The organism is Streptomyces sp. NPDC001532, assembly GCF_040298625.1.
Lineage (GTDB): Bacteria > Actinomycetota > Actinomycetes > Streptomycetales > Streptomycetaceae > Streptomyces.
Map to the genome: position 1 here is coordinate 18,126 of NZ_JBEPAL010000049.1, position 25,304 is coordinate 43,429.

Consider the following 25,304-nt stretch of genomic DNA (forward strand, 5'->3'; position numbering starts at 1 on the left):
TGCATGGCATGTGCGTTCATACCGGGTGAGGGTCGGGAGCGCTGCCGGCCGGGCCTCAGCGACGTCTCGGGACGGCCGCCACCACGTGCCCCGCCCCTTCGAAGCGGAGGTGGTCCAGGGAGTCCGGCCCGTAGGGCCAGTCCTCGGACCGGTGTAAGCCGAGGTCGGTGGGGATGGGGGAGTCGCGCAGGTCCGCTGCGTGGGTGCCCGACGGGAGCGTGGTCAGGGCGGCGCGCAGCGGATCGTCGGAACCGGCCCATTCGCCGATCGGCACGGGCCGGGTCCACGGCTCGCCGCTGTGCGGGAAGAAGCCCACGGTGGCGGCCTGGACATGAGAGGCGAAGTCGGACGCGGTGACCGCGTCACGCGCGATGCGCGCCACCGTCAGCAGCAGGTGGGGCAGCGACTCGGCGATCAGGGACAGTCCGGGTTCCTCGCCGAGGGACCGGGGATCCGTGGGGATCGACACCACGTAACCCCACTCGCCGGTGCGCGGGTCGATGCGGACCTGGGCGAGCACGGCGTCCCGCCCGCGGCCGGCCGATGCGACCGGCCAGTAGGAGCCGTCACCTCCCATCATGCGGTGCGCCTCCGGGTCGACCGCGTGCTCCGGAGCACCGGGCAGCAGCCGCACCGCGGGCAGACCGGGCATGCGTACGCCGCCGATCTCGCGCAGTACGACACGGATGTCGCTCGGGACGTGCACCGGCCAGGTGTCCAGCTCGGCGTCGGTGTGGCCCGCGTCGAGGGTGACCAGGTCGGGGTGGGCGGCGGCCAGGGCGCGCAGTTCGGTGACGGCCAGGCGCGCGGCGTCGGCAGGCACCCGGTGCCGACGCACCGGGCGGCCCAGGAAGTCACCGCTGACGAAGCTGTGCAGCAGCAGCGCCCGCCCGTCACCGACGAGTTCGTACGTCGTCTCGCTGCCGCTGGTGTCCGCGGTCCCGTACTCCAGCGAGTAGTACGGCTCCCACACCACCCGGCACGGCAAGCCGGGCAGTGCCCGCAGGTCGACGACATCGGTGAGTGGGTCGCCTCCGGCGACGAGCGCGGCGAGTTCCGCGTCCGTGCCCTCGGCCGCCGCCACCGACGGGACGGCGGGCACGGACACTTGGGCCCGGGGCCGCTCGGTGCCCAGGCCCAGCAGCCAGTCCGTGAACGACGAAGCCTCCACGACGACCTCCGTGTCGTCCCACGGCTGGACGCGGATGACCGGACCCCAGTCCGCGCCTGCCACACCGACGACCAACGTGCCTTCGTCACCGGGTAGTTCGGCCAGGCGCCAGAGACCGCGGGCGAAGTCGCGCGGGGTGAGGGTGCGCGGCCCGAAGTCGTACCGCACGCGTCCCGCGCGCACGCCGCCCGCCTCCCGCAGCACCGCGCGCACGGCCGGCGGCACCTCGACCGGCCACCGGTCGAGCTCGGCGTCGGTGAAGCCGTCAAGGAGTTCCAGGCCCCGTGTGCGCAGGGCCGCCACGGCCGTGTGTACCTGATCAAGGTCGGTGTCGCTCATGCCGCCCGATCATGGCAGAGGCCTCTGACAACGCCGCCGGACGGCGGTCCGCTGTGGCGCCCGGAGGCGCCGCTGGGACAATCGTGGACGTGGAAGCGCACCCTCCGCAGCAGACCCCGGACGGCCACTTCATCGTCGTCGACGGGCGGAAATGGCGTGCGACGGACCCGCTCGTGCCCGAGGACGTCGCCGCCCGGCTCCGTCGTCACCTCATGGCGGCCCGGCGTGCGGTGCGCTCGGCGAAGTCCGCGGACGACGCGGCGGCCGAACGGTCGGCACGCGCCCGGGTGCACCGCGCGAAGGTCGCGCTGGGCGAACGCGGCACTCCCTGGTGGGAGGAGTCCGAGGAGCAGCGCCGACGCCGATGGGACGATGGACTGGCGCAACTCGACAGCGACTTCCCCGGCCCGCCTCCGTCTTCCCCGTCCGCACCGACGCCACCGGCGTAACCAGGGCACCGCGCGGCAGTCGTACGGAGGCGCCGTCCGCCGCCACACGACGCGACGACGGCTCCACATATGCCAGTGGCATAATCCGCGCATGTCGAGCCGCAACCCCATCCAGTACGCCCCCGACGCGGGCATGCTCATGATCCCGGGCGATCCCGCGACGGACTTCGCCCCGGCGTTCGCGGTCTTCGACGACTGCGTCCCCACTCTGCGGGCCTTCGTCCTGAGCCACATGCGGAAGGACAGCGTCAGGCCGGCACCGCCGCAGGCGAAATACGACGCGGTCATACCCGTGCGGGTGAACCTCGTCCCCAGGCCCGACAACGACTACGACTCGCGCGCCGTCTCGGTCGCCACCCCACCCGGCCACGGCGGATCCGTCCTCGACCGGCACATGGGCTACCTCTACAGCAGCGCGCTGCACATCACGAGCGAGGCCATCCGCCGGCTCGCCGACGAGACCGGGACACCCGTCGGCTGCCACGGATGGATCGAGTTCTACGACCTCCGATCCAACGGCCGTTTCTGGGAGGAAGAGGACGGCGACGGCGAGGACGAGTCCGACGAGGACTGGGAGCCCAGCCGGGACGAACTGGTGTCCTGGGCCGAGGAAAAGGCGTTCGGGTACACGGTCGGTGCCGTACGCGTACTGCTGCCCGAACGGCAGACCGTGCGGAGGCTCGTGGACGCCCATGTGACGGCCCACCGCCGGAAGGCCGGAGAGAACGCCGGCCGGAACGCCGGCCGGAACACGGGAAGCAACACCGGCCGGAACACAGGAGGGAACGCGGGAGCGAACGCCGGAGCGAACCTCGGTGCGAACCCCGGAAACGGCAAGGAGAAGGCGCCGACACCGACCGGCGTCGAGCGCGGCCTCCGCCGCGCGCTCGCCGAACGCCTCGCCATCCGGCTGCGGACGGCCCTGGGCCACCGTGCCGCCGGTGGCGCATGGGGCAGGGAGACCGACCGTGATCGCGCGCGGCAGCGCCGGAACGCCGAGGCGCTGCCGCTCCTGAGCGCCTGGGAGACGTACCGCGGCTCGGCCCACGGCTTCCGGAACCTGCGCGCCGTCACCCGCTCCGTGTTCCAGCACACCCGAATCCTCGTCCTGGACGAGTCCGGTGTGGAGGTCGGGCAGTACCACCAGCCGGACGGCCCGCTCACCCTCGTCGACGAGCGGACGCGCCCCGACGCACTCGACGCGCTGCGCGCCCACGGCGTGGACGTGACCGCGCCGGAGCACCTGGCGGCCCTCGACGGCTTCCCGGACGCGGTGATCGTCATGCGCAGGGGCACATGGTCGATCCGTCTCCCGAAGCCCGGCGTGGCACGGGACGAGCTCCGGGAAGTCGGCTGGTTCGACCCGGACTCGGGCACCCTCACCGTGTACGCCGCCCCGCTCGCCGAGCCGTTGACCGTGCTGCTGCGCCGGCACGGGGTGCGGCCGCTGCTCGTCACCTGGGGCGCGCCGCGCGCGGAGGTGGAGCGGCACAACCTCCGGGCGGCGGTCGCGCCGTCCGAGATCAGCCCGCTCGGCAGCTCCAGCCGGGTCACCACCGCCGCGCAGCGGCTGATCCCGGAGCCCCACCGTCGCTGGCTCGGCGCGAGGCCCGATGCCGGGGCGGCGCGCACCGCGACCGCCGGAAGCGCGCTGCCGCCGCTCATCGACGACGCGGCGGACAACCCGTACTACCGGCGAGCACTGGAAGCGTTGTTCGGTGCTCCCGTGGACCTCGCGGAGCGCGGGCCGTGCAGGCTGTGCGGGCGCTCCGCCCAGTCGGCGCGCCCGGCACTCTTCTACTGCCACAGCTGCTGCGGCCTCGCCAGGAACGGGGTGCTGCGCGACAACGGCGCGGACGGCCCCTGGACGCAGGCCGTCGTGTACGCCCTGCGCAGGCTCGCGGAGATCGAGTTCTCCGGTCCGCCCTCACTGGTCCAACTGGGCCGCGTCAGCGTGCCGTTCGACGATCCCGGTCTGGTCGACGAAGCCATGCTCTGCCGTTTCCTCGTGCCGCGCCCCGGCTCCGCGCTGCTGAGCATGCGCCCGGCGCGCCCCGCCCGGACGTGGACGGAGTGGCTGGCGTACGCGGAGCTCCTCACGGACGGGACGCGCACGTCGCTGGGCACGGCCACCGTCGCCACGGACGGACACCTGTGCCGCTCCCTGTTCGAGCGTCACGTGGACGACTTCCTCCACCATCGGGGCGTGGCCCACGAGCCGGAGCCCGCCTACCCGCGCCACCCCGAACTCAACACCACGGGCCTGCGGGCGGACTGGCGCCTCGCGGACGGCACGCTCGTCGAGGCCCTGGGCCTGATGACTCAGGAGGCGTACGCGGCGAAGGTCGCGCGCAAGCGGGAGCTGGCCCGCCACCACGGCCTGCGGCTCGTCACCGTCACGGCCGAGGACCTGGACCGCCTCCCGGAGGTCTTCGCGGACTGGCTCCCGAGCAGACCGATCGCCCACCTCACGGAGTGAAGGCGCGGTCGCCGGGCATGCGGATGTCCGGGCTCGTCCCGCAGCCCGCAACAACTGGTCCTCATGGGCAACGGAGAAACGGCGTGACCCCCGACGGCATGACAGCAGACCCTTCACTCGACACCGCACCCGAACCGGCAGCCCGCAAGCAGCGCCTGCGACGCCGCCTGGAACGACTGCTCGGCGTCGCCGCGACCGAGGGCAACGACCTGCTGCGGCTGCGGAACGGGGACGAGATCTTCCCCGCCATGCTCGGGGCGATACGGTCGGCCCGGCACACCATCGACATGATGACCTTCGTCTACTGGCGGGGTCAGGTCGCCCGCGACTTCGCGGAGGCTCTCGCCGACCGCGCTCGCTCCGGAGTGCGGGTACGCCTGCTGCTCGACGGGTTCGGTGCCAAGGAGATCGAGCCGCACCTGCTGGACCGGATGAACGCCGCGGGCGTGGAGGTGGCCTGGTTCCGCAAGCCCGCCTGGCTGTCGCCGTTCAAGCAGAACCACCGCTGCCACCGCAAGGCCCTCATCGTCGACGAGGAGACCGCGTTCACCGGCGGTGTCGGCATCGCGGAGGAGTGGTGCGGCGACGCCCGCAATCCCCAGGAGTGGCGCGACACCCACGTCCGGGTGCGCGGGCCGGCCGTCGACGGCATCGCCGCCGCGTTCGCCCAGAACTGGGCCGAGTGCCACGACGACCTCTTCGACGACCGCGACCGCTTCACCGAGCATCCGCAGGTCGGCTCGTCGATCGTGCAAGTGGTGCGCGGCTCCGCGAGCATCGGCTGGCAGGATATGCAGACCCTCATCCGCGTCATGCTCACCTCCGCCGAGGAACGCTTCCGCCTGGCCACCGCCTACTTCGCTCCCGACAGCTACTTCATCGACCTGCTGTGCGCGACCGCCCAGCGAGGCGTCGAGGTGGAGATCCTGCTGCCCGGCCCCCACACCGACCAGCGCGCCTGCCAACTCGCCGGCCAGCAGCACTACACGCGTCTGCTCGAAGCGGGCGTACGCATCCACCAGTACCAGCCGACCATGATGCACGCCAAGGTCATCACCGTGGACTCGGTGGCCGCGCTGATCGGATCGACCAACTTCAACCGCCGGTCCATGGATCACGACGAAGAGGTCATGCTCGCCGTCCTGGACGAGGAGTTCACCGCCGCCCTGGACCGCGACTACGAGGCGGACCTGCGGCAGAGCGTGGCCATCGAACGCGGCCGATGGAGACGACGCTCGGTGCTCCAGCGCGCCAGAGAGGCCGCCGTCACTCCCGTCCGGCACTTCCTGTGAGCACCGCCCGCCGACCGGGACGGTGAGCACCGCTCGTCGACGGCGACGGCGAGTGCCGCTCCTCGACCGCGACGGTGTGCGCCGCCGCGTGGCGCGGGCTCGTTCAGGCGCGGTCGATGTGCACGTTCGTCGACTTCACCCGGGCCGTTGCCTCTACGCCCACCTCGAGCCCCAGCTCCTCCACGGCCTCCCGCGTGAGCAGCGACACCAGCCGGTGCGGACCGGCCTGGATCTCCACCTGTGCCGCCACGTCACCGAGCTTGATCGCGGTGACGATGCCGGGGAAGGCGTTGCGGACCGAGGTGTGGGAGACGTCCTCCTCACCGCTCGCGGTCTGGGCCAGCTCCACCGAGAAGGCGGCCAGGTCCTTTCCGTCGATGAGTCGTCTGCCGGTCTCGTCGCGATGGGTCGCCACCCGGCCCGCGTCCGCCCACCGGCGCGCGGTGTCGGGGCTCACGCCGAGCAGCCGTGCCGCCTGGCCGATCGTGTAGGACTGCATGCGCGCCAAGATAGGTCATGGGAGGGGCCGAGCGATCACGACGTGGCGCTCAGCGCTCCACGCCCCAGCGCCGCGCGATGTCCTGAAGGCGTTCGTACTCGCGTCGCGCCGCTGCCGGGTGGGCGAGGTCGAGGGCCATCTCGGCGCGGGCGGTGAGGTAGAGGATGTCCTGGCGGGTCGCGGCGTCGAGGCCGGGGACGGCGTACAAGCGGCGGGTCATGACCCTCAGGAAGAGCTCGATGCTGTCGAGACGCGCGCGCAGGTCCACGGAGAGCACGTGCCGCAGTTCGTTCCTGGCGTAGTCGCGCGCCTGCCGGTCGGCCTCCCAGGGCCGAGGCGGCGAGGGAGCCCAGCGCAGGCCGGCTCCCCGGGCGTCCTCGTACATGTCCGCCACCAGAGTGCGCGCGGTCGTGGGTTCGCCGTCGGCGGCGGCCGCGCGGGCGGCCTCCAGCGTGCGGCGCAGCCGGGCACGCGCCTCGGGGTCCTCACCGGTGTCCGCGTCGAGATAGCCGGCCCACACGTCGAACGCCTTGCTCAGCTCGGCGTCCAGCATGATCACGTACGTGTCCGGCACTCCGCCGCCTCTCTTGTCGCGCCGTCCCGGGCGGACGGCAGCGGTACACGATAGGTCCGACGGGTGAGGCGCCGCCTGCGAATTTCAGGCCGGCAGCGGTCAGGCCGGGGCCAGTGCCTCCCAGGCCGTGGTGAGCCCTTCCAGCCAGGCGGGCGGCAGCTCGGCGGCGTCCCACGCCCGGGTGAAGGCGGAGGGTGTGGTGGTGAGCCGTTCCAGTACGGCGACGCTGGTGGGGGAGTGGAGCAGCGAGTGACGGCCGTGGATCGGGATGTCGCTGCCCGGCCCGTACTCCGCGAACAGCCGCTCCAGACGGCCCCGGTGCTCCGAGACGAACGCCGCCAGCCGGCCCGCGTACGCCGCGCGTCGGCCCGAGTCCATGGTGGCGAGGACAGCGGTGAGCACCTGTCCGGTGACATCGGGATCGAGATCGGAGTCGGCGGCGAACGAGCGGTAGAGCGGCAGGACCGCGACCTTGGCCCGTTCCACCTGCATCCTCGTGACGACGGGGCGAGGGGCCGGGGCGGGAGCGTCGGGCGGCGGAGAGGCGACGGCCTGCCGCAGGGCCCGTCCGGCGAGTCCGTGGAGTTCGTCGACGACGGCCTGGGCGCCGTCGAGCCAGCCGGACGCGTACAGCTCGCCCTTCTCCACGGGCGCGTTCCGGCCGACCGCGCCGACGTCCTCGTGGGCGCCTGCGAGGGCGCCGGCCTCGACGAGTCCGATCAGTTCCGCCGCGTCGCCGGGGCCGATCCCCGCCCGGCCGAGGAACTGCAGGAGCGTCTGCTTGGCGTTGAGGACGCTGGCCGCGTCCAGTTGCTGCCGTCCTTCTCCGGCGGCGTCCATGAGGTCCTCCCGATCGCAGGGCTCTGCGGGGTGCGTGCCCTTCACTTCCACTTCTTGATCGTGGCACGCCGCCGCGCGGATCAGGGCCCGTCCCGTGCGGAACATTCGGAGAGACGGCGAGAGGAGGCCGGAAAGTGGCGCGATCCCGCGTTGCGGGCCGGTACCCGGAGGCGCAGCCTGTGACGAGTGGGAGCGCTCCCAGTGCGCCGTTTCCGCGATCCCCCCACCCAGCCGCTCCCACGGCAAGCACTCCCCACATCCTCCACATCCTCGACATCCCCCCACGTCGGAAAGAGGGATCCCGTGCCACCTCGCACAAGCCGCACACGCCGTACAAGCCGTACGAGCTGTCATGTTCATGTCGCAAAAAGGTCCCGGCTCCGGCCGGCCCTGTTCCTGAGCGTGCTCGCCGCACTGCTGCTCACCCTGATCCCCGGCGGCACCGCCGCGGCCCACGGTTCGGTCGTCGACCCGGCGTCCCGCAACTACGGCTGCTGGCTGCGCTGGGGCAGCGACTTCCAGAATCCGGCCATGGCGCAACAGGACCCCATGTGCTGGCAGGCCTGGCAGGCCAACCCCAACGCCATGTGGAACTGGAACGGCCTGTACCGCAACGGCTCCGCGGGCAACTTCCAGGCCGTCGTCCCCGACGGCCAGCTGTGCAGCGGAGGCCGGACCGAGGGCGGGCGCTACAACGCCCTGGACACCGTCGGCGCGTGGAAGACCACGGACGTCTCCAGCAACTTCACCGTGCGGCTGCACGACCAGGCCAGCCACGGCGCGGACTACTTCCTGGTCTACGTCACCCGCCAGGGCGTCGACCCCGCCACCCAGCCGCTGCGCTGGAGCGACCTGCAACTGGTCACCCGCACCGGCCGGTACGCGCCCAGCCAGAACTACTCGATCGACGTGAGCACCTCGGGCCTGAGCGGTCGGCACGTCGTCTACACGATCTGGCAGGCGTCGCACATGGACCAGACGTACTTCCTGTGCAGCGACGTCAACTTCCGCTGAGCTGAGGGCCTGGGCCGACGGCCTCCGCCTCCTCACCGCCGCGGCCCGGACGGCTCCGGGCCGCGGCGCCCCGATGTCAGAGGGGTCGCATATCGTGCGGGAGCAGGTGGAGAGCGGGGAGTGGGGAGTGGGGATCGTGTCTGTTCGTCGTGCCGTCGAGGTCGTTCACTGCGCCGGTTGGGATCCGCGCACGCGGACGCCGGTGGGAGTGATGAGTGAGGACCGCGCACGCGAGCACGACGCGGCGGGCGAGCCGTACGCCGTGCTGCTCGGCGGCGCCGGCCGGCAGCGGGCGCTGCTCCAGGTGTCCTGGCGGGACCACCACCTCGGCCTGTTCCTCTTCGACGAACAGGAACGACGCGTACGGCGGTACGACTACCGGGAACTGGCGGCGGGACTGCTGCACCTGCGTGGCTATGACGAGTGGCGCCACCGCACCGCCGACGAGCCGGAGTTCCCCGCGGACGGCTGGCACTTCGCCCTCACCAGCAGGCCCGACAGCGAGAAGGCGCGCGTCGAACTGGACCACGCCGGCAGCCTGCACACCGTCCGTCCGCTCCCCGAACGACACCGCACCCTGCGCCGTGCGCCCTTCGGCCACTGGACGGCCTACGTCGACGCCTGGATGCTCGGCTGGGAGGCCGGCGACACCCTGACGCTCGAACTCGCCGCCCACGACGAGCAGCCTCAGCCGGAGCGGCGGGTGTGGTCGGCCCCGGCAGGGCTGCGGCCGCACCACCTGGACGCCCTGTTCACGCCGGGCAGCCGCTTCGCCCACAGGTCCTTCGGCACGGCCACCGTCACCGCCCCGACGACGGCCGGTGTGCTCAGACTTCCCAGCGGTTCGGTCATGGCCGCCGACCCGGCCACCCTTCGCGAGGACGACGAACCGTTCACGGTGCGGGTGCCGGCGGGCGAGTATCCCGTGCGGATCGCGACCATGAAATGGGACGACGCGGAATGGGGCGAGGACACCGCCGCCATGCTGCGCATCCGCGACGAGCCCACCGCGAGCTGGGAACTGGCGGTCCGGCCCGGAGAGGACATCCGGCTGCTGGGCGACGGGGAGTTCTACGGCTTCGGAGTGGACAGCGGCACGGGGGCGTTCCTCGACGCGACGGGGCGCGACGCACTGGCCAAGGCGTACGAGGCGGAGCCCGCGCTGGGCGAGAGGACCGCCGTCGGCACCGACGCCAACCTGATCGCGTACTCCAGCGGGATGGGGGACGGCTCGTACCCCGTCTGGATCGGACGCGGCGCGGACGGACAGGTGACCTGTCTCGTCGCCGACATGCTGATCTTCCACGGCGGCGAGGCGCTGCCACCCACGGAACCGGACACCGCCGTCTTCCTGACCCCGAGCGCGGAACTCGATCCTCCTCGGGCGGAGCCGGGCGACGCCGGCGAGGCGGCCGTCTTCATCGCCGCGCTGATCGACGAGATCGTCGACTTCAAGGAGAGCCTGCGGCGCCGATGACCGACGCCGGGGTCCACCACGAGAGCAGGGCCGGAAACAGGGCCGACGCTGATCGCCGATGATCGTTCAAGAGCCCGGCCAAGCGGCTGAACTCGGTGCACGGGGGCACGGGCGGCCCTCGACGCACCACCGTTCGCAGCACATATGCCCTTTGAGCAAAGAGGGCTTTATGTCACCCGCGTCATCGACGAGCTGGAACCACTCGTCGCCGAGGAGTCCGGCTTCTCCCTGCGGGAGACCTTGAACCGTCCCGAGGTGGTCACCGGCTTCGACCGGGTGCAACCGGTCATCTTCGCCATCCAGTTGGGGCCGGCCGCGATGTGGCGGTCGCACGGCGTGGAACCGGCGGCCGTGATCGGCCACTCCATGGGAGAGGTCGCCGCCGCGGTCGCCGCGGGCGCGCTTGGCCTGAAGGACGGAGCGCGGGTCATCCGCCGCCGGTCGCGGCTGATCCTGCGGACCGGCGGGCAGGGCCTGATGGCCTCGGTCGCCCTGGGCCGTGCCAGTCGAACGGCTGCTGGCGGAGCAGGACGTGCGGGGGTGACCGTCGCCGTCGTCGCCTCGCCGGAGAACACGGTCGTCGGCGGCGACGCCGACCGCGTCCGCCGCCTCGCCGAGGAGTGGGACGCCCGCGGCATCGGCATCCGCGTGATCGAGGTGGACGTCGCCTCGCACACCGCCCACATGGACCCCATCCTGCCCGACCTCGCCGACGCGCTCGCCGATGTCACCGGCAGGCCGCCGAGGACGCCCTTCTACAGCACCGTCACCGACGACCCGCGTGAGCGGGCCGCCTTCGACGCCGCCTACTCATCGGACAACCTCCGCCGCGTGGTGTGCTTCGCCGACGCCGTGCACGCCGCGGCCGAGGACGGGCACCGGCTGTTCATCGAGATCGGCCCCCACCCGGTGCTCGTGCACCCGGTGCAGGCCACCCTCACCGCGCACGGCCACACCGACACCGCGGTCGTGCCCTCCCTGCTGCGCGACACCGACGACGTGCTGGCGTTCCACACCCGTGTGGCGGCGCTGCACTGCGCGGGCCATCCCCTGGGCCCGGCCGAACGCCACCGCGACGGCGCCCTGGCCGACGTACCGCCGACGACGTGGGAGCGTACGCGCTACGTCGTCGACCCGTCACCGCTGCGGGAGGCGACCGGGGCGCTCTCCTCCCGGGTCTCGCACCCGCTCACCGGCCCGCACACGGTGGACCCCGACGGCGAGGGCCGGCACCTGTGGCAGACCCGCGTCTCCCCGTCGACGCTGCCCTGGCTGGGCGCGCACCGCGTCGACGACGTCGCCGTCGTGCCCGGCGCGGCCCTGTGCGAGACGGCCGTGGCCGCCGCCGGCGACCTGTACGGCGTCGGCCCGGAGCGCGTTGTTGCCGCCCGAGGCAACCCCGACGCCCTCCGCGCCTACAAGGAGGACTTCCTCCGGCGCCACGGACTCCTCGGCCCGCGCCCCCTCCACGACACCGGCCACCTGACCCGCTGCCGACACCCCGACTCCCCGCTGACGCGCGGGCGCGTCCTGGTCGCCGGTGACGCCGCGGCCCTCGTCGACCACTGGTCACGCGAAGGCATCTCCTACGCCCTGCGCTCAGGAGACCTCGCGGGTCACGCCGCCGCCCGTATCGTCGGCGCGGCGGGCGAAGCGGAGGCGAACGCCGCCGCCGAGCACTACGCGGGGCAGATCAACGACGTCCTCGGCGTCGAAATGCGCGCCAGCGGCTCGCTCATGACCCTCTTCGCCCGCAGCCCCGGGCTCGTCCACACGGCCCTGACCAGCCTGCCTCCGGCGTGGCGGCGCCTGGACGCCTACATCGCCGGCCGCACCAGTGTCGCCGGGATCATGACCACACCACTCGCCCGTACCGCCGTCGCACTGGGCACCCGGCTTCCGGTCGTGCCTCCGAGGCGGCCGACGGGGTGATCGCGGCGGGTCGCGGCGGACAGCGGCGGCACCAGGCTCTGCTGCCGCCGCGCCGGTCAGGGCTCGGGGTCCGCCAGCAGCGATCCCAGCGGGCCCAGGTCGAGGTTCAGGTCGCTTCGGGTCAGTCCGTGCAGCTCGCACAGCTCGTCCATGCGCCGGTCGAGCAGCATGAGCGCCGTCCCGAGTCGTTCCTCCTGTTCGGCGCTCAGCGTGCCGGCGTCGAACCGGCGTACCGCCTGCCGTTCCATGAGCTGCCGCAGCAGCTCCACGACGGTCAGTACCAGGGCTGCCAGGTCGTTGGTCACCCGCTCCGGATCCAGGTCGACGGAGCGGGTCCGGCGCGCGCTCACAGCGGCCCGCTGTCCGACCAGGGAGCGGGCACGCGCTCGTTGACGGACGACAGCAGGGCGTGCAGCGAGATCCGCACCAGCGGTACGTCGGCGATGGCCAGGACCAGATCCCCGCTGACCACGACCCCGGTCGCCAGCACTCGGTCCAGCAGATCGACCAGCGGCACCCCGATCGGCGCGTACGGCTCCGGCTCGTCCCACGGGACGAACGGCCGCCCCGGCTCCCGCGTGTCGGGCACGGTCATGCGCCGACCTCCTGCTTCTGCGCCTGCGTCCGCTCCCGTTCCTGTTCCTGTTCCTGGTCCTGGTCTTCGTCCTGTACCTGCTCCCGATGCCGATCGCCGTACTGCCACGCCTCGTCGAGGCGCGCGAACGAGTAGGGGATCCACGGTCCGGACGCGACGACCTCGACGGTCCCGCACCGCCGCCCCAGTGCGGCAAGCCGCTCCACAGCGGCCAGGAAGGACGCCCGTTCCGCGTCGTCGACCAGATAGGCCCCGTTCAGCAGTTGCGGGGCGTCGGTTCCGGTCAGTTGCTCGCTCTGCGGACGGTGCCGTGTCGCCGCGACGGCGTGCCGCCTCAGTTCCCGGTCGAGGTCCCGCGCTTCGGCCAAGGCCCGCTCGCGCTCCTCGTCCCGGCTACGGCGCCGCGCGCTGACCCGGCTCAGATACGCCCGCCCGCCGACGCCACCGGAATCACCACCGCTGTGTGACCCGGCGGTGGCGCCGGTCCCGGCCGCATGAACCTTCACCGCCCACTCCGTACGGCCCCGCAGCCGGCCGAGCAGCACCGCCAGCTCCGCCTCCCGCCGCACGACGGCCCGTACGGCGGTGTCCTCGGTCAGATACAGCGTCGCCAGCGGCAGCGGTACGACGGAACCCCACCGGGCGGCCACCTCCACGGCCCGGTGGTGCGCGCGGGCGATGCGCTCCAGGTCGTCCGGCCGGTTGAGCCGTTCCGCCAGCGCCGTCTCGTCGAAGGCGGCCGCGGGCACGTCCTGGACCAGCAGCCACAGGTCCCCGGCCGGGAGGAGGCGCAGGGGGCCACCCCCGTCATGGCCGGCCGCGGCGCCGGGATCCGCTCCGAGCGGAGCGGTACGGGGTGGGACGCTACGGGTCACGGCGAAGGCGCATACGAGGGTGGCGTCGGCGGTCACCGGACCTCCTCCGGTTCATCGTCCAGGGTGTCTTCCAGTGCCGCGAGGCGTTCCCGCAGCCGGGCGTTCTCCAGCGCGAGCGCGTCCTTCGCGGCCCGGGAGGACAGCGCGGGATCCGTCTCCCACCAGTCGATGCCTGCCTTCTTCGCGGTGTCGACCGACGCGATGAACAGGCGCAGCCGGATGGTGAGCAGTTCGATGTCCAGCAGATCGATCTTGATGTCGCCCGCGATGACGATGCCCTTGTCGAGGACGCGTTCCAGCAGGTCGGCGAGGTTTCCGGTGACGGGCGCGTACGGCTGCGTCTCCGGGCCCGCCGGCCATGTGCTGACATCGGTCACAGCGCGCTCCCCGTGCGGTCAGCGACGCCGACGGCTGACGCGGTCGTCCTTGTCCTCGTCTTCGTCTTCGTCTTCGTCCTCCTCCTCGTCGTACGTGTCTTCGGCCCCGTCCTCTTCGTCTTCGTCCTCTTCGAGTTCGTCGTCTTCGTCGTCTTCGTCGTCGTCATACTCGTCTTCTTCGCCCGTCTCGCCGTGGCCGTCGTATGCGTCGTCGCTCTCGATGTCGTCCGCGTCCGCGTCCGCGTCCGTGTCCGTGTCCGCGTCCTCGTACTCGTCCTCGGCTTCGTCCGTGTCGTCGTTCTCGTCCTTGAGCGCGTCCTCGTGCGAGCGGACGACCTCGCCGTCGCGGATCTCGCCCCGCCAGCCCTCCACCTCGTCGTCGGCGTGCAAGGTGACGTGGCGTGCGAAGTGCTTCAGATCGAGGCGCAGGCGGCGCCCCTGGGCCCGCCAGAGGTTGCCGGTCTTCTCGAACAGGCCCGACGGGTAGTACTCGACGACCACGACGATCCGTGTGAGATGGGGTGCCAGTTCGTGGAAGGTGACGACACCCCGCGTGGTGCCCTTGGCCCCCTTGGACGTCCAGGAGATTCGTTCGTCGGGCACCTGCTCCTTGACGGTCGCCTTCCAACTGCGGCTCGACGGGCCGACCTTGAGGGTCCAGTCGGAGCCGACCTCGTCGGACTTGGAGACGCTGCGGACGCCCTTCGTGAACTCGCTGAAGTCCTCGAACCGGGTCCACCAGTCGTACGCGGTACGCAACGGCACACCGACGTCGACGGACTCCATGATGAGCGTGGCCTTGACGCCGCCTCCGCCACCGCGTCCGCCTCCGCCGCCTTTCCCGCCCGCGTTCTTCAGCCGGTCGGTGAGTTTGCCGACCTGGTGCACGCCCTTGCCCGCCAGCTTGCCGCCCATGGCGGTGGCGTAGCCGCCCAGCGCGTCCTTCAGTTCGTGCACCGGAGAGGGAGCGTCGTCCTGGCTCGCTCGGTCGCCTTTGTCCCGCGTCGTGGTCATCGCGGCTCACCTTCCTCGGCGCGAACGGCCGCGGCGGCCGTGGGACGGAGCCTTCTTGGCCGCCTTCTTGGCGGCGGCCTTCTTCGCCGGAGCCGGAGCCGGAGCCTTCGCAGCGGCCTTCTTGGCGGGGGGCTTCGGGGCGTCCTCCTCGTCCTCCTCGTCGTCCTCGTAGCTCTCGTCGTCCTCCTCGTCCTCGTAATCCTCGTCCTCGTAATCCTCGTCCTTGTAGTCCTCGTCCTCGTATGTGTCGTCGTCCCGGTAGGTGTCTTCGGCCTCGTCCTCGTCCTCGTACCTGTCTTCAGCCTCGTCTTCGTCCTCGTCGTACTCGTCGTCCGCGTCGTAATCCTCGTCCTCGCGCCGGGTACGTCCGGTACGCCCGGCACCCGTGGCGCGCGCGGCCCGTTCGCCGACCGTTCCGGCCGCGCCGGTGAGGGTCTCGGTGCGGTCGCGGAGGGAGTCGGCGAGGTCCGCGAGGCGGCGGTTGGCGGCGGTGGTGAGTGCGGTGCGGCCCGCCTGCAGCAGCTCGCCGCGCACCTGGTCCGACAACTCCTGGAACTGCGGCACCTGCTGGAGCCTCGTCAGGCCCTCGGAGACCAGCTGGGCGGGGGAGAGGCCGAAGCGCCGGCCCGCCACATAGGAACCAACGGCCAGGGCCAGCTTCGCCTTCTTCGTGCGGCCGAGGAGGTAGCCGCCGGCGAGGGCCGCCGCCACGGCCATTTTCATGTCGTCGTTCATGATTGCCTTCCGTGGGGGCGGTCGGGGTCGGTCTGCGCACGGCCCGGAGCGCGCGGTGGCTCTTCCAGGAGGGTGAGCAGTCGCTCCTCCTCCCGTTCGAAGGCCGCCTCGTCGATGACGCCGTTGTCCAGGGCGTCGTTGAGCGCGGCGAGGCGGGCGCGCACGGCTCGCGGGTCGTGGGCCTGGCGTCGTGCCTCGGTCAGGAGGTGGTCCGCGACCCAGAGGGTGCCCCGCACCGGTGCCAGGGGCAGCAGGAGGAGGCCGCTCACCAGTCCCATCGGTTCACCGTCCGGCGGGGGAGGGCTGCGGGTCGACGAAGCTGTAGCACGGCAGGGGCCCGGTGAGGCTGAGCGCCAGCCGGTCGCCGTAGCTGCGGGCCTGGTCCCCGACGGCCTCGCGGAACCGCCGCTCGTCCGCGGCGCGGAGCAGGAACGACATGCTCAGGACGTGGTCGTCGTCGACCTGGCCCGCCGCCGTGCGTACGGCCAGCGGGGTCAGCCGGGCGAGGACGCGCTGGGCGGCGCGGCGTGCCTCGGCGCGCACACCACGGGCGAGCGCCTCGCCGAGCCGTACGTTCGCCTGGTAGTCGGGACGGCGCCGGGTGCGGGTGGCCAGGGCGCGCAGGTGTTCGTCGCGGCGCACCAGCTCGGCGAAGTAGCCGGGGACGACCGTGCCCTTGACGTTCATCTCCACGCAGCCCCGCACACCGTCCAACTGCCGCATCAGGTCGTACTGTCCGTCGCGCAGTTGGGTGCGCAGCGCGTCGGGGTCGGGGCTGACGACCGCGAACCGCATGGGCAGTACGGGCCCTTGGGCGGCGAGTTCCGCCAGTACCGCCTGATGGGCCGCCAGATCGCGGCGGCGTGGGCGGAGCCGGTCCGGGGGGTCGGAGACAGCCGCGGACAGACCGGACTCGGTCAGCAGCCGTACGGTGGCTCCGGCCACACCCGGCCTGCGGGGGCACCGGACGTCGGCCGGGGTGATGCCGTAGACGTAGAGGGTGTCGAGCGTGGCGGCGGTGGTGGTGACCGTCATTCGTCCTCCTCCGTGCGGCGACGTCGGCGCGGGCGGGCCGGACGGTCGTGCTCACCGCGTGCGGGACGCTCGCCGGGCGGGCGGCGGCGCGGGCGGTCGGGCCCCGGTTCGGGCCGTCGCCGCCCGGGGGCGCCGGCGCGACGGCCGACGGGCTTGCGCTCCCTCGGCTCGGCCTCGTACGCGTAGTCGTCCTCGCCGTACGCCGCGTACTCGCCCTCGGCCTCGGCGCGGGCCTCGCCCTCGGGTGTGAGCAGGCCGCGCACCTTGTCGGACAGCGACCGTCCGGCACGCTTGGCACCCGCCTTGCCCAGCGTCTTGGCCATCGGTCCGCCGAACAGCTCCGGCACGGTCTTGCTGCGCGAGTCGTGCTCCAGGTCGAGGCGGTTGCAGGCCTCGGCGAACCGCAGATAGGTGTCGACGCTGGCGACCACGATCCGTGCGTCGACCTTGAGGATCTCGATGCCGACGAGGGACACGCGGACGAAGACGTCGATCACCATGCCGCGGTCGAGTATGAGTTCCAGAACGTCGTAGAGGGTTCCGGCGCGAGGCGCGCAGACGACCTCTTCTTCGTAGGTGATCATGTGCTGTCCTTCCGGGCGGGCCACGCGGGGCCGGTCACTGGTCCTGGGCACCGCGCCGGTAGCGGGCGATCCGGCGGTACTGCGTCAACTCGCCCGTGGAGTCCAGTTCCACCTCGTAGACGGCGAGCAGGCTGGTGGTGTCCGGGATGCGCGCCAGTTCCAGTACGTCGACGTTGACGATCCAGCCGTCCTCGTCGCCGCGGCGTACCGCCGAGACACCCTCCAGGCGGTGCCGGACCAGAGCGCTCAGGCCCTCCGCGGCACGCTCGGCGGCGTCCTGTGCGCCCCGGAGCGCACGCCTGCGCGGAGGGGAGGAGACCGTGCCGGTGCCGCGCCGTCGCTCGCCAGGTTCCGTCATGGTGACCACTCTGGTCACCAGTACCGGGGATCGCGTGCGGGGTTGAGCCATCCGGGCCACGGCGCGCATCGACGACGAGACGCAGGGGCACGGCGAGGCCGGGTCCCCCGATCACGAGCGACGCGCATCACTCCTTGCAAGAAACTTGCGACTTCCTGACCAATTTTTGCGCTCGTGCTATACGGTGTGCGCATGAAGGAGAAGCTGATCGAGGTCGCCGAGTTCGCGGGCGTCAGTGAAGTGACGGTCCGGCGCGCGCTCAACGGCAGCCCCCTGGTCGCCCCCGGGACGCGGCAACGCGTCCTCAGGGCCCTGGACGTGCTCGGCATACCGCGGCCGGCGGCGATGGAGGACGAGCGCAGCCCGCTCATCGGCGTGGTGGTGCCCGATCTCCAGAACCCTGTGTTCCCGGCGTTTGCGGAGGCGATCGCTGGGCGCCTCAACAAGCGCGGTCTTGTACCCGTGCTGTGCACGCGCACCTCCGACGGGGTGTCCGAGGCGAACTACATCGAGATGCTGCTGGCCCAGAACATCGGTGGCATCGTCTTCATCGGGTCCAGCTACGCCGACGCGGGAGCGGAGCAGGGTGCCGCGCTGAAGGACCGCAAGGTGCCGTTGGTACTGGTGAACCCGGCCGACGAGAACGCCGACGCGGTGCAGATCAGCGCCGACGACGCGGACGCGGTCCGGCAGGCGCTGACCCATCTGACCGGCGTGGGTCATGAGCGGACCGGGCTGCTGATCGGGCCGGTGGGACATGTGCCGTCGGCGCGCAAACTGGCCGCGTTCGCGGCCTTCCACAAGAGCCGCCAAGTGCCCTCCGACGTGTGGATGCCCCTGGTCGGGCACGCCTTGTTCTCCATGGAGGCCGGCGCCGCCGCGGCAGCTGGGCTGCTGCGGAACGGAGCCACCGCAATCGTTTGCGGAAGTGACGAGCTGGCCCTGGGAGCGGTCCGCGGAGTGCGCCGTCAGGGCCTGGATGTGCCGCGCGACGTGTCCGTGGTCGGCTTCGACGACTCGCCGTTCATGGGAGCGGTCGACCCGCCGCTGACGACATGCAGGCAGCCCGTGACGCGGATGGCGGACGCCGCGGTGGAGGCGCTGACGCAGCAGATGCGAGGGCATCGGCCGGAGCCCGGCGTGACCTTGTTCCAGACGCAGCTGATCGTGCGGGGATCGACGGGAAGGCCAGGTCACCGGCCCTAGTAGTAGATATCTTGCAATCCGTCATTGACTTTTTACATGACTGACTTCTACCTTCTGCGTGTCCGCTGGAGCTGTGAGCGACGGGCCTCACAGGACGCGGATGTATCGCAGGAGGCTGATTCGTCATGGCTGGTATCCAGAGCCGTCGCCGGCTCATCGCCGCGGGCATGGCCTGCGCCCTCACCGGGGGACTGGCCGCGTGCAGCGGCCAGTCGTCCACGGCCGGCAAGGACGGCGTCGTCACCATCACGGTGAACGGCATGCCGCCCAAGACCCAGCCGGTGGACCGCAAGTACTTCGAGGAGGACGTCAGGGCCTTCGAGAAGGCCCACCCGAAGATCAGGATCGATGCCCGCGAGGGCCAGATGGACCCGAAGACGTTCACCGCCAAGCTGGCCGGCGGCCAGCTGGAGGACGTCTACTACGTGTACTTCACCGACCCCGCCGGCCTGATCCAGCGCGGCCAGGGCGCCGACATCACGCCCTATGTGAAGGACATGGCCTACTACAAGGATCTCAAGCCCGAGTTCCTCAAGGTGTTCACCGGCCCGGACGGCAAGATCTACGGTTTGCCCAACGGCCAGTACTCCCTCGGCCTGGTCTACAACCGCGAGCTGTTCGAGAAGGCCGGCCTCGACCCGGACGTCCCTCCGGCGACCTGGGAGGACGTACGCTCGGCGGCCAAGAAGATCAGCGCCCTGGGCGACGGCACCGTCGGCTATGCCGACTACAGCAAGAACAACCAGGGCGGCTGGCACTTCACCGCCTGGGTGTACTCGCTGGGCGGCGACATCGCGGTGCAGAAGGACGGCCGGTGGAAGGCCGCTTTCGACAGCGACGCGGGTCGCAAGGCCCTGAAGACGCTGCACGACATGCGCTGGACCGACGACAGCATGGGCTCCCGCCAGCTGCTGCAGATCGAGGACGTGCAGAAGATGATGGGCGCCGGCAAGCTCGGGATGTACATGGCCGGCCCGGACAACATCCCCACCATCGTCAAGCAGTTCGAGCGCGAGTACGCGGAGTACGGCGTCGCGGCCATGCCGGGAGAGGCCACCCTCGGCGGCGGCAACGGCTTCATGTTCAACCCGAAGGCCACCCCGGAGAAGATCAAGGCCGGCATCGAGTGGGTCCAGTGGAAGTACCTCAACCCGGACCGCACCGAGTTCGAGGACAAGCGCGCCTCCGACAGTGACGTCCCCATCGGCCTTCCCCTGGACCGGCTGTTCACCGGGCAGGCGGCGGCCAAGCAGGACGCCGCGCACGCCAAGTACGCCAACGTGCCCCAGGACAACTACAAGCCGTTCGTCGAGCGCAACGCCCAGCTCCGGCAGAAGGTCGAGCCGCCGAACGCCCAGCAGATCTACACCGTCCTCGACGGAGTGATGCAGGCGGTGCTGACGAAGAAGGACGCGGACCTCGACCAGCTGCTGAAGGACGCGTCGAAGAAGGTCGACGGCATCGTCGCGACGGTCAAGTGACATGGCGGCCCCGACCCTGACCCGGCCGTCGAAGCGCACCGCCAAGGCGCAGAACCACAGCGTGAAGAACCTCGACAGGCGCCGGCGCCGCATCAGCGAGAACCTGACCGCCTACGCGTTCCTCGGCGCGGGACTGCTCTGCTTCGCACTGTTCTCCTGGTACCCCATCGTGCGAGGACTGCTGCTGGGCTTCCAGCAGGTCAGCTTCGCCCAGCCCGCCACCTGGGTGGGCTGGGAGAACTACCAGCGCCTCTTCGACGACCCGCTGTTCGCCACGGCGTGGAGGAACACCGGCTACTTCACCCTCCTCGCCCTGGTCTTCGGCTTCGCCGCCCCGTTCGTGACGGCGGTCGTCCTCAACGAGTTCCGGCACGCCCGCGCCTACCTGCGGATGACCGTCTACCTCCCGGTGATGCTGCCGCCCATCGTCACGATGCTGCTGTGGCGCTGGTTCTACGACCCGGGCCCCGGCCTGTTCAACAACGTCCTCGAGGTCCTCCACCTGCCCGCCCAGCAGTGGCTGGAGTCGGAGAACCTCGCCATGATCTCCCTCGTACTGGTGTCCACCTGGGCCAACATGGGCACCACCACGCTGATCTACCTCGCCGCGCTCGGCTCCATCCCCGGTGAGCTGTACGAGGCGGCCGAGCTGGATGGCGCCTCCATCCGCCGGCGGCTGTGGCACGTGACCATCCCGCAGATGCGCTTCATCCTGATGGTCACGCTGCTGCTCCAAGTCATCGGGACCATGCAGGTGTTCGTCGAACCGTTCGTGCTCACCGGAGGCGGACCCGACGACGCCACGGTCACCATCCTCCTGCTCCTGTACCGGTACGCGTTCGTCTACAACGACTTCGGCATGGCCAGTGCCATGAGCACCCTGCTCTTCATCGTCCTGGGCCTGTTCGCCGCGGTCTATCTGCGCCTGACCCGCAGCAAGGGCTGAAAGGAACGACCATGGCCGCCCCCGCCGAACGCACACTCATCGCCCCCGCCGAGATGAACCGCCGCACCGGCCGGTTCCTCTACCGCTTCGTCCTCACCCTCACCGTCGTCGGCTTCACCCTCGCGTTCGTCTTCCCGCTGTACTGGATGGCCGGCGGGGCACTGAAGTCGTCCGCCGAACTCGCCGACCCGGAACCGACACTGCTGCCGCAGAGCTGGCACCCGGAGTCCTACAGCCAGGCCTGGACGAACGTCGGACTGGGCGAGTACTTCCTCAACACCCTCCTGCTGGCCGTCGGCGCCTGGCTCATCCAGCTCCTCGTCGACGTGACGGCCGCCTACTCCCTGTCCAGACTGCGTCCCGCCCTGGGCAACGTCGTCCTCGGCATGATGCTGGCCACGCTCATGCTGCCGGTGTCGGCCCTGCTGGTTCCCACCTACCTCACCGTCACCGACGTACCCCTCGTTCACGTCAACCTCATCAACACGCCCTGGGCCATCTGGCTGCCGGCCTGTGCCAACGCCTTCAACATCTTCATCCTGAAGCGGTTCTTCGACCAGATCCCCGCCGAACTGCTGGAGTCCGCCCGCCTGGACGGGGCCGGGCCCGTCCGGGTCCTGCTCTCGGTGGTCCTTCCGCTGTCCCGGCCGGTGCTCGCGGTGGTCTCCATCTTCGCCGTCGTCGGAGTCTGGAAGGACTTCCTCTGGCCGCTGCTGGTCCTGCCCGACCCGGCACGCCAGCCCATCACCGTCGCACTCAACCGCCTGGCCGAGTTCATGCCCGCCAACCAGTTGCTGGCAGGCATGGTCATGGCCTCCGTCCCGCTGCTGGTCATCTTCCTGATCTTCCAGCGGCACATCATCGCGGGGCTGACGGCAGGCAGCCTGAAGGGCTGAGGCCGAGCCACGCTCGGGGCCCGGCGGTACGGCCCCGGCCCCAACCACCCCGCCTGCCACCGGCGGACCGGTCCAGCCCGGCTACGGCTCAACGACCGCGCTGCCTGTCACCGGCGGACGGATCCAGCTTGGCCACGGCTCAACAGCCGCGCTGCCTGTCACCGGCGGACGGATCCAGCCTGGCCACGGCTGCACAACCGCGCTCCGTGCCACCGCCGACGGGTCCGCCTCACCGTTGTGCAACCGCACCGCCCATCACGGGCCACCCAACCCAGGCCACGCCCCAACCCAGGCCACGACCCCACCTAGGACAAGACCCCACCCAGGCCAAAGCCACGCCCGGGTCACGATCAGGCTCAAGCCACGACCACGCCCGGGCCCTCGCCACACCGGTACCGCGCCACACCAGGCCCCCACCTCACTCGGGCCCCGCCACCCCGGGCCCGGCGTCACAAGCCACCCACCCCGCCGCCCGCCTGTGATCCCGATCCAGGTGCCGACGGCACCCTCGCCGGCGCCTCCGCCGGTCTCTCCCAGGGCCGAGCCGCCCCTGCACCGGAAGGACACACCGCTGTGTCGATCCTCCGCACCACCACACATCCCACCCCACACCCCAGAAACTCCGCCGCGACAGCCGCCCTCCTCCTCGCCCTCACCGGAGGCCTCGCCTACGGCCTGACCCCGCCCGCCCCGGCCTACGCCGCCACCACCGTCCTGGAGGCGGAGTCGGCGTCCTTGTCGGGCGGTGCGGTGGTGGAGCGGGAGCATTCCGGTTACACCGGTACCGGTTATGTCGGCGGCTATACGGATGCCAACAAGGGCCGGGCGTCGACGTCGTACGCCGTGCAGTCGGCCGACGCGGGTTCGGGTTCGGTGAAGGTCCGTTACGCCAACGGGACGGGGTCGGCGAAGACGCTGACGTTGTTCGTGAACGGGGCCGGTGCCGGTCAGGTGAGTCTCCCGGCGACCAGTGGCTGGACGAGCTGGGCCACGGTGGACGTGCCGGTCACCTTCGCCAAGGGCTCCAACACCGTCGCGCTGACCTTCACGAGTGCCGACAGCGGCAACGTCAACCTCGACAACCTCACCGCCACCACCCCCGGCACGACCGACCCCACCGACCCGGGACCCTCGACGATCGCCTACGAAGCGGAGAACGCCTTCGCCTCCGGCGGCCCGGCGAAGTCCGGTTCCGTCACCGGCTTTTCCGGCAGCGGCTACCTCACCGGCTTCACCGCGGCAGGAGCCCGTGCCGTCTTCGCGGCGCAGACCGCCGGCACCGGCGAGCAGACTCTCACCGTGCGCTACCGCACCCCCGGCACCCAGACCGCGTCGGTGAGCGTCGACGCCAACGGCGGCAGCCCCACCCAGCTGAGCCTGCCCGCGACCTCGGGCGCCTGGAGGACCACCTCCGTCAAGGTCACCCTGCGCGCGGGCCTCAACCACCTGTCCCTGCGCACCGGCACCGGCGGCACCGCCGACTTCCAGCTGGACGGCATCGACCTGACCGGAACCACCGCACCCGACGTCCGCGGAGCCACCACGCCGTACACCACGTACGAGCTGGAGAACGCCGGCACCACCGCGCGCAAGCTCACCCCGGACCGCACCTACAAGACGGTGGCGTCCGAGGCGTCCGGGCGCAGCGCGGTCGTCCTGGAGAAGAGCGGCGACTACGCCGAGATCACCCTGACCAAGCCCGCCAACGCGCTGACGCTGCGCCACTCGCTCCCCGACAGCGCGAACGGCGGCGGCACCGACGCGACGCTGAGCCTGTCGGCGGACGGCACGGCCCTGCCCAAGCTGTCGCTCACCTCGCGTCACGCATGGGTGTACGGCGACTACCCGTACAACAACGATCCGGCGGCCGGAAACGCCCACCGGTTCTTCGACGACACCCGGGTCCGCCTCGACCGCACCCTGCCCGCCGGAACCAAGCTCCGCTTCACCAGGGCCGGCGGCGACACGGCCGCCACCTACACCCTCGACCTGGTGGAGACCGAGACCGCACCCGGTCCCCTGACCATTCCCAGCGGCTATGTCAGCGCCACCACCCTCGGCGTCACACCCGGCGACAACGCCGACGACACCAGCAGTCTGAACACCGCGCTCGGCCAGGCCAAGGCGCAGGGCAAGGGCCTGTGGCTGCCCGCGGGCACCTACGACATCTCCGGCCGCGTCGCGATCGACGGCGTACGTCTCGCCGGCGCCGGCCAGTGGCACACCGTCCTGCGCGGCAAGAACGGCAAGGGCGTGCTGTTCGGGCAGGGCGGCACCAGCACCGTCCAGGACCTGAGCATCATCGGTGACGTCACCTACCGCGACGACGCCGCGTTCGACGCCGGGATCGAGGGCGACTTCGGCAACGGCAGCACCATCCAGAACGTATGGATCGAGCACACCAAGGTCGGCCTGTGGCCCACCAGCCCCACCACCGGCCTGTACGCCGCGGGACTGCGGATCCGCAACACCTTCGCCGACGGGGTCAACCTGCACGGCGGTGTGGTGGGCACGACGATCGCCCAGTCCAGCATCCGCAACACCGGCGACGACGCCCTGGCGATGTGGTCCGACGGCCGGCCCGACGTCGACAACGTCTTCCGCCACAACACCGTCCAGCTCCCGCTGCTGGCCAACGGCGCCGCCGTCTACGGCGGCAGCGGCAACCGCGTCGAGGACAACGTCATCTCCGACACCGTGGTCGGCTCCGCCGGCATCGCCGTCAGCACCCGCTTCGGACTGCCCTTCACCGGCACCACCACCGTCGCCCGCAACACCCTCACCCGCGCCGGCGGCTACGAACCGAACTGGCAGAGCAAGCTCGGTGCCCTCTGGGTCTACGCCGACGTCCACGAGATCACCACTCCGGTGATCATCGACGACAACAAGATCGTCGACTCCACCTACAGCGGCCTGCTGGTCTCCTGGCAGAAGAACGTCGCCGACCTGCGGGTGTCCAGGACGACCATCGACACCACCGGCCATCACGGCATCGAGATCAACGCCGCGGGCAGGGGCACCTTCAGCGGTGTCACGGTCCGCGGCACCGCCGCCGCTCCCCTGAGTCTGGCCGGCGGCTTCACCGTTCAGCGCGGCAGTGACAACTCCGGCTGGTAGCACCTGACCGGCTGCGGGC

25 protein-coding genes are annotated in these 25,304 nt (G+C 71.3%); 11 read left to right on the forward strand and 14 right to left on the reverse strand.

Going from position 1 to position 25,304, the window contains the following annotated elements:
• Positions 1 to 55: 55 nt before the first annotated feature.
• A complete protein-coding gene (locus ABT232_RS32385; protein WP_351846677.1) occupies positions 56 to 1,510 on the reverse strand; it encodes a hypothetical protein in 1,455 nt (484 codons plus the stop codon).
• Positions 1,511 to 1,599: 89 nt separating this feature from the next.
• On the opposite strand from ABT232_RS32385, the gene ABT232_RS32390 reads away from it, so the two are divergent.
• The 3 genes from ABT232_RS32390 (at position 1,600) to ABT232_RS32400 (ending at position 5,730) form a co-directional block, all read left to right on the forward strand.
• Entirely contained in the window at positions 1,600 to 1,959 is a 360-nt protein-coding gene (locus ABT232_RS32390) for a hypothetical protein (RefSeq protein WP_351846679.1), read from the forward strand.
• 91 nt (positions 1,960 to 2,050) lie between these two features.
• On the forward strand, positions 2,051 to 4,438 hold the full coding sequence (locus tag ABT232_RS32395) for a hypothetical protein (RefSeq protein ID WP_351846682.1): 2,388 nt from the start codon (positions 2,051 to 2,053) through the stop codon (positions 4,436 to 4,438).
• A gap of 98 nt (positions 4,439 to 4,536) precedes the next feature.
• On the forward strand, positions 4,537 to 5,730 hold the full coding sequence (locus ABT232_RS32400) for a phospholipase D-like domain-containing protein (RefSeq protein WP_351846685.1): 1,194 nt from the start codon (positions 4,537 to 4,539) through the stop codon (positions 5,728 to 5,730).
• A 103-nt stretch (positions 5,731 to 5,833) separates the two neighbouring features.
• Here ABT232_RS32400 and ABT232_RS32405 read toward each other — a convergent pair whose 3' ends face one another.
• From ABT232_RS32405 to ABT232_RS32415, 3 genes are all read right to left on the reverse strand, one after another.
• Positions 5,834 to 6,229: a TOBE domain-containing protein gene (locus ABT232_RS32405; RefSeq protein WP_351846687.1), complete on the reverse strand. Its 396-nt coding sequence runs from the start codon at positions 6,227 to 6,229 to the stop codon at positions 5,834 to 5,836.
• Between the two features lie 49 nt (positions 6,230 to 6,278).
• On the reverse strand, positions 6,279 to 6,803 hold the full coding sequence (locus ABT232_RS32410) for a hypothetical protein (protein WP_351846689.1): 525 nt from the start codon (positions 6,801 to 6,803) through the stop codon (positions 6,279 to 6,281).
• A 99-nt stretch (positions 6,804 to 6,902) separates the two neighbouring features.
• Positions 6,903 to 7,643 (reverse strand): hypothetical protein, encoded by a 741-nt coding sequence (locus ABT232_RS32415; protein WP_351846692.1) that lies wholly within the window; start codon positions 7,641 to 7,643, stop codon positions 6,903 to 6,905.
• A gap of 396 nt (positions 7,644 to 8,039) precedes the next feature.
• On the opposite strand from ABT232_RS32415, the gene ABT232_RS32420 reads away from it, so the two are divergent.
• The 3 genes from ABT232_RS32420 (at position 8,040) to ABT232_RS32430 (ending at position 12,066) form a co-directional block, all read left to right on the forward strand.
• Positions 8,040 to 8,657 carry a lytic polysaccharide monooxygenase auxiliary activity family 9 protein gene (locus ABT232_RS32420; protein WP_502975518.1) on the forward strand — a complete coding sequence of 206 codons (618 nt, stop codon included), beginning with the start codon at positions 8,040 to 8,042 and terminating at the stop codon, positions 8,655 to 8,657.
• A 211-nt stretch (positions 8,658 to 8,868) separates the two neighbouring features.
• The gene (locus tag ABT232_RS32425; RefSeq protein ID WP_351846697.1) at positions 8,869 to 10,134 is read left to right on the forward strand and encodes a DUF4241 domain-containing protein; all 1,266 of its coding nucleotides are present in this window, start codon (positions 8,869 to 8,871) and stop codon (positions 10,132 to 10,134) included.
• A 144-nt stretch (positions 10,135 to 10,278) separates the two neighbouring features.
• Positions 10,279 to 12,066 (forward strand): acyltransferase domain-containing protein, encoded by a 1,788-nt coding sequence (locus ABT232_RS32430; RefSeq protein WP_351846699.1) that lies wholly within the window; start codon positions 10,279 to 10,281, stop codon positions 12,064 to 12,066.
• Positions 12,067 to 12,122: 56 nt separating this feature from the next.
• Here the strand turns inward: ABT232_RS32430 and ABT232_RS32435 are convergent, their stop codons facing one another.
• The 10 genes from ABT232_RS32435 to ABT232_RS32480 are packed head-to-tail and all read right to left on the reverse strand — an operon-like array spanning position 12,123 to position 17,639.
• The gene (locus ABT232_RS32435) at positions 12,123 to 12,416 is read right to left on the reverse strand and encodes a gas vesicle protein K (protein WP_351846702.1); all 294 of its coding nucleotides are present in this window, start codon (positions 12,414 to 12,416) and stop codon (positions 12,123 to 12,125) included.
• Positions 12,413 to 12,661 carry a gas vesicle protein gene (locus ABT232_RS32440; protein ID WP_351846704.1) on the reverse strand — a complete coding sequence of 83 codons (249 nt, stop codon included), beginning with the start codon at positions 12,659 to 12,661 and terminating at the stop codon, positions 12,413 to 12,415. Before ABT232_RS32440 ends, ABT232_RS32435 begins: the two co-directional genes overlap by 4 nt.
• A complete protein-coding gene (locus ABT232_RS32445) occupies positions 12,658 to 13,572 on the reverse strand; it encodes a GvpL/GvpF family gas vesicle protein (protein ID WP_351846706.1) in 915 nt (304 codons plus the stop codon). Before ABT232_RS32445 ends, ABT232_RS32440 begins: the two co-directional genes overlap by 4 nt.
• Positions 13,569 to 13,913, reverse strand: coding sequence for a gas vesicle protein (locus tag ABT232_RS32450; RefSeq protein ID WP_351846708.1), 345 nt, complete (start codon positions 13,911 to 13,913; stop codon positions 13,569 to 13,571). The genes ABT232_RS32445 and ABT232_RS32450 overlap by 4 nt, the downstream gene beginning before the upstream one ends.
• 18 nt (positions 13,914 to 13,931) lie before the next feature.
• Entirely contained in the window at positions 13,932 to 14,927 is a 996-nt protein-coding gene (locus tag ABT232_RS32455) for an SRPBCC family protein (RefSeq protein WP_351846711.1), read from the reverse strand.
• Between the two features lie 6 nt (positions 14,928 to 14,933).
• The gene (locus tag ABT232_RS32460; RefSeq protein ID WP_351846713.1) at positions 14,934 to 15,662 is read right to left on the reverse strand and encodes a hypothetical protein; all 729 of its coding nucleotides are present in this window, start codon (positions 15,660 to 15,662) and stop codon (positions 14,934 to 14,936) included.
• Positions 15,659 to 15,940, reverse strand: coding sequence for a gas vesicle protein GvpG (locus tag ABT232_RS32465; RefSeq protein ID WP_351846715.1), 282 nt, complete (start codon positions 15,938 to 15,940; stop codon positions 15,659 to 15,661). Before ABT232_RS32465 ends, ABT232_RS32460 begins: the two co-directional genes overlap by 4 nt.
• Positions 15,941 to 15,944: 4 nt before the next feature.
• Positions 15,945 to 16,697, reverse strand: a complete 753-nt coding sequence (locus tag ABT232_RS32470) for a GvpL/GvpF family gas vesicle protein (protein WP_351846718.1) — start codon at positions 16,695 to 16,697, stop codon at positions 15,945 to 15,947.
• On the reverse strand, positions 16,694 to 17,281 hold the full coding sequence (locus ABT232_RS32475; protein WP_351846719.1) for a gas vesicle structural protein GvpA: 588 nt from the start codon (positions 17,279 to 17,281) through the stop codon (positions 16,694 to 16,696). The genes ABT232_RS32470 and ABT232_RS32475 overlap by 4 nt, the downstream gene beginning before the upstream one ends.
• A 34-nt stretch (positions 17,282 to 17,315) precedes the next feature.
• Positions 17,316 to 17,639, reverse strand: a complete 324-nt coding sequence (locus ABT232_RS32480; RefSeq protein WP_351846721.1) for a gas vesicle protein GvpO — start codon at positions 17,637 to 17,639, stop codon at positions 17,316 to 17,318.
• Between the two features lie 192 nt (positions 17,640 to 17,831).
• On the opposite strand from ABT232_RS32480, the gene ABT232_RS32485 reads away from it, so the two are divergent.
• The 5 genes from ABT232_RS32485 (at position 17,832) to ABT232_RS32505 (ending at position 25,285) form a co-directional block, all read left to right on the forward strand.
• A complete protein-coding gene (locus tag ABT232_RS32485) occupies positions 17,832 to 18,845 on the forward strand; it encodes a LacI family DNA-binding transcriptional regulator (RefSeq protein ID WP_351846724.1) in 1,014 nt (337 codons plus the stop codon).
• Between the two features lie 125 nt (positions 18,846 to 18,970).
• Complete coding sequence (locus ABT232_RS32490; protein ID WP_351846727.1) at positions 18,971 to 20,326, forward strand: ABC transporter substrate-binding protein; 1,356 nt, start codon at positions 18,971 to 18,973, stop codon at positions 20,324 to 20,326.
• Position 20,327: 1 nt separating this feature from the next.
• Positions 20,328 to 21,272 carry a carbohydrate ABC transporter permease gene (locus ABT232_RS32495; RefSeq protein WP_351846730.1) on the forward strand — a complete coding sequence of 315 codons (945 nt, stop codon included), beginning with the start codon at positions 20,328 to 20,330 and terminating at the stop codon, positions 21,270 to 21,272.
• An 11-nt stretch (positions 21,273 to 21,283) separates the two neighbouring features.
• Positions 21,284 to 22,168 (forward strand): carbohydrate ABC transporter permease, encoded by an 885-nt coding sequence (locus tag ABT232_RS32500; protein WP_351846732.1) that lies wholly within the window; start codon positions 21,284 to 21,286, stop codon positions 22,166 to 22,168.
• A gap of 573 nt (positions 22,169 to 22,741) precedes the next feature.
• Complete coding sequence (locus tag ABT232_RS32505; protein WP_351846734.1) at positions 22,742 to 25,285, forward strand: CBM35 domain-containing protein; 2,544 nt, start codon at positions 22,742 to 22,744, stop codon at positions 25,283 to 25,285.
• Positions 25,286 to 25,304 lie beyond the last annotated feature (19 nt).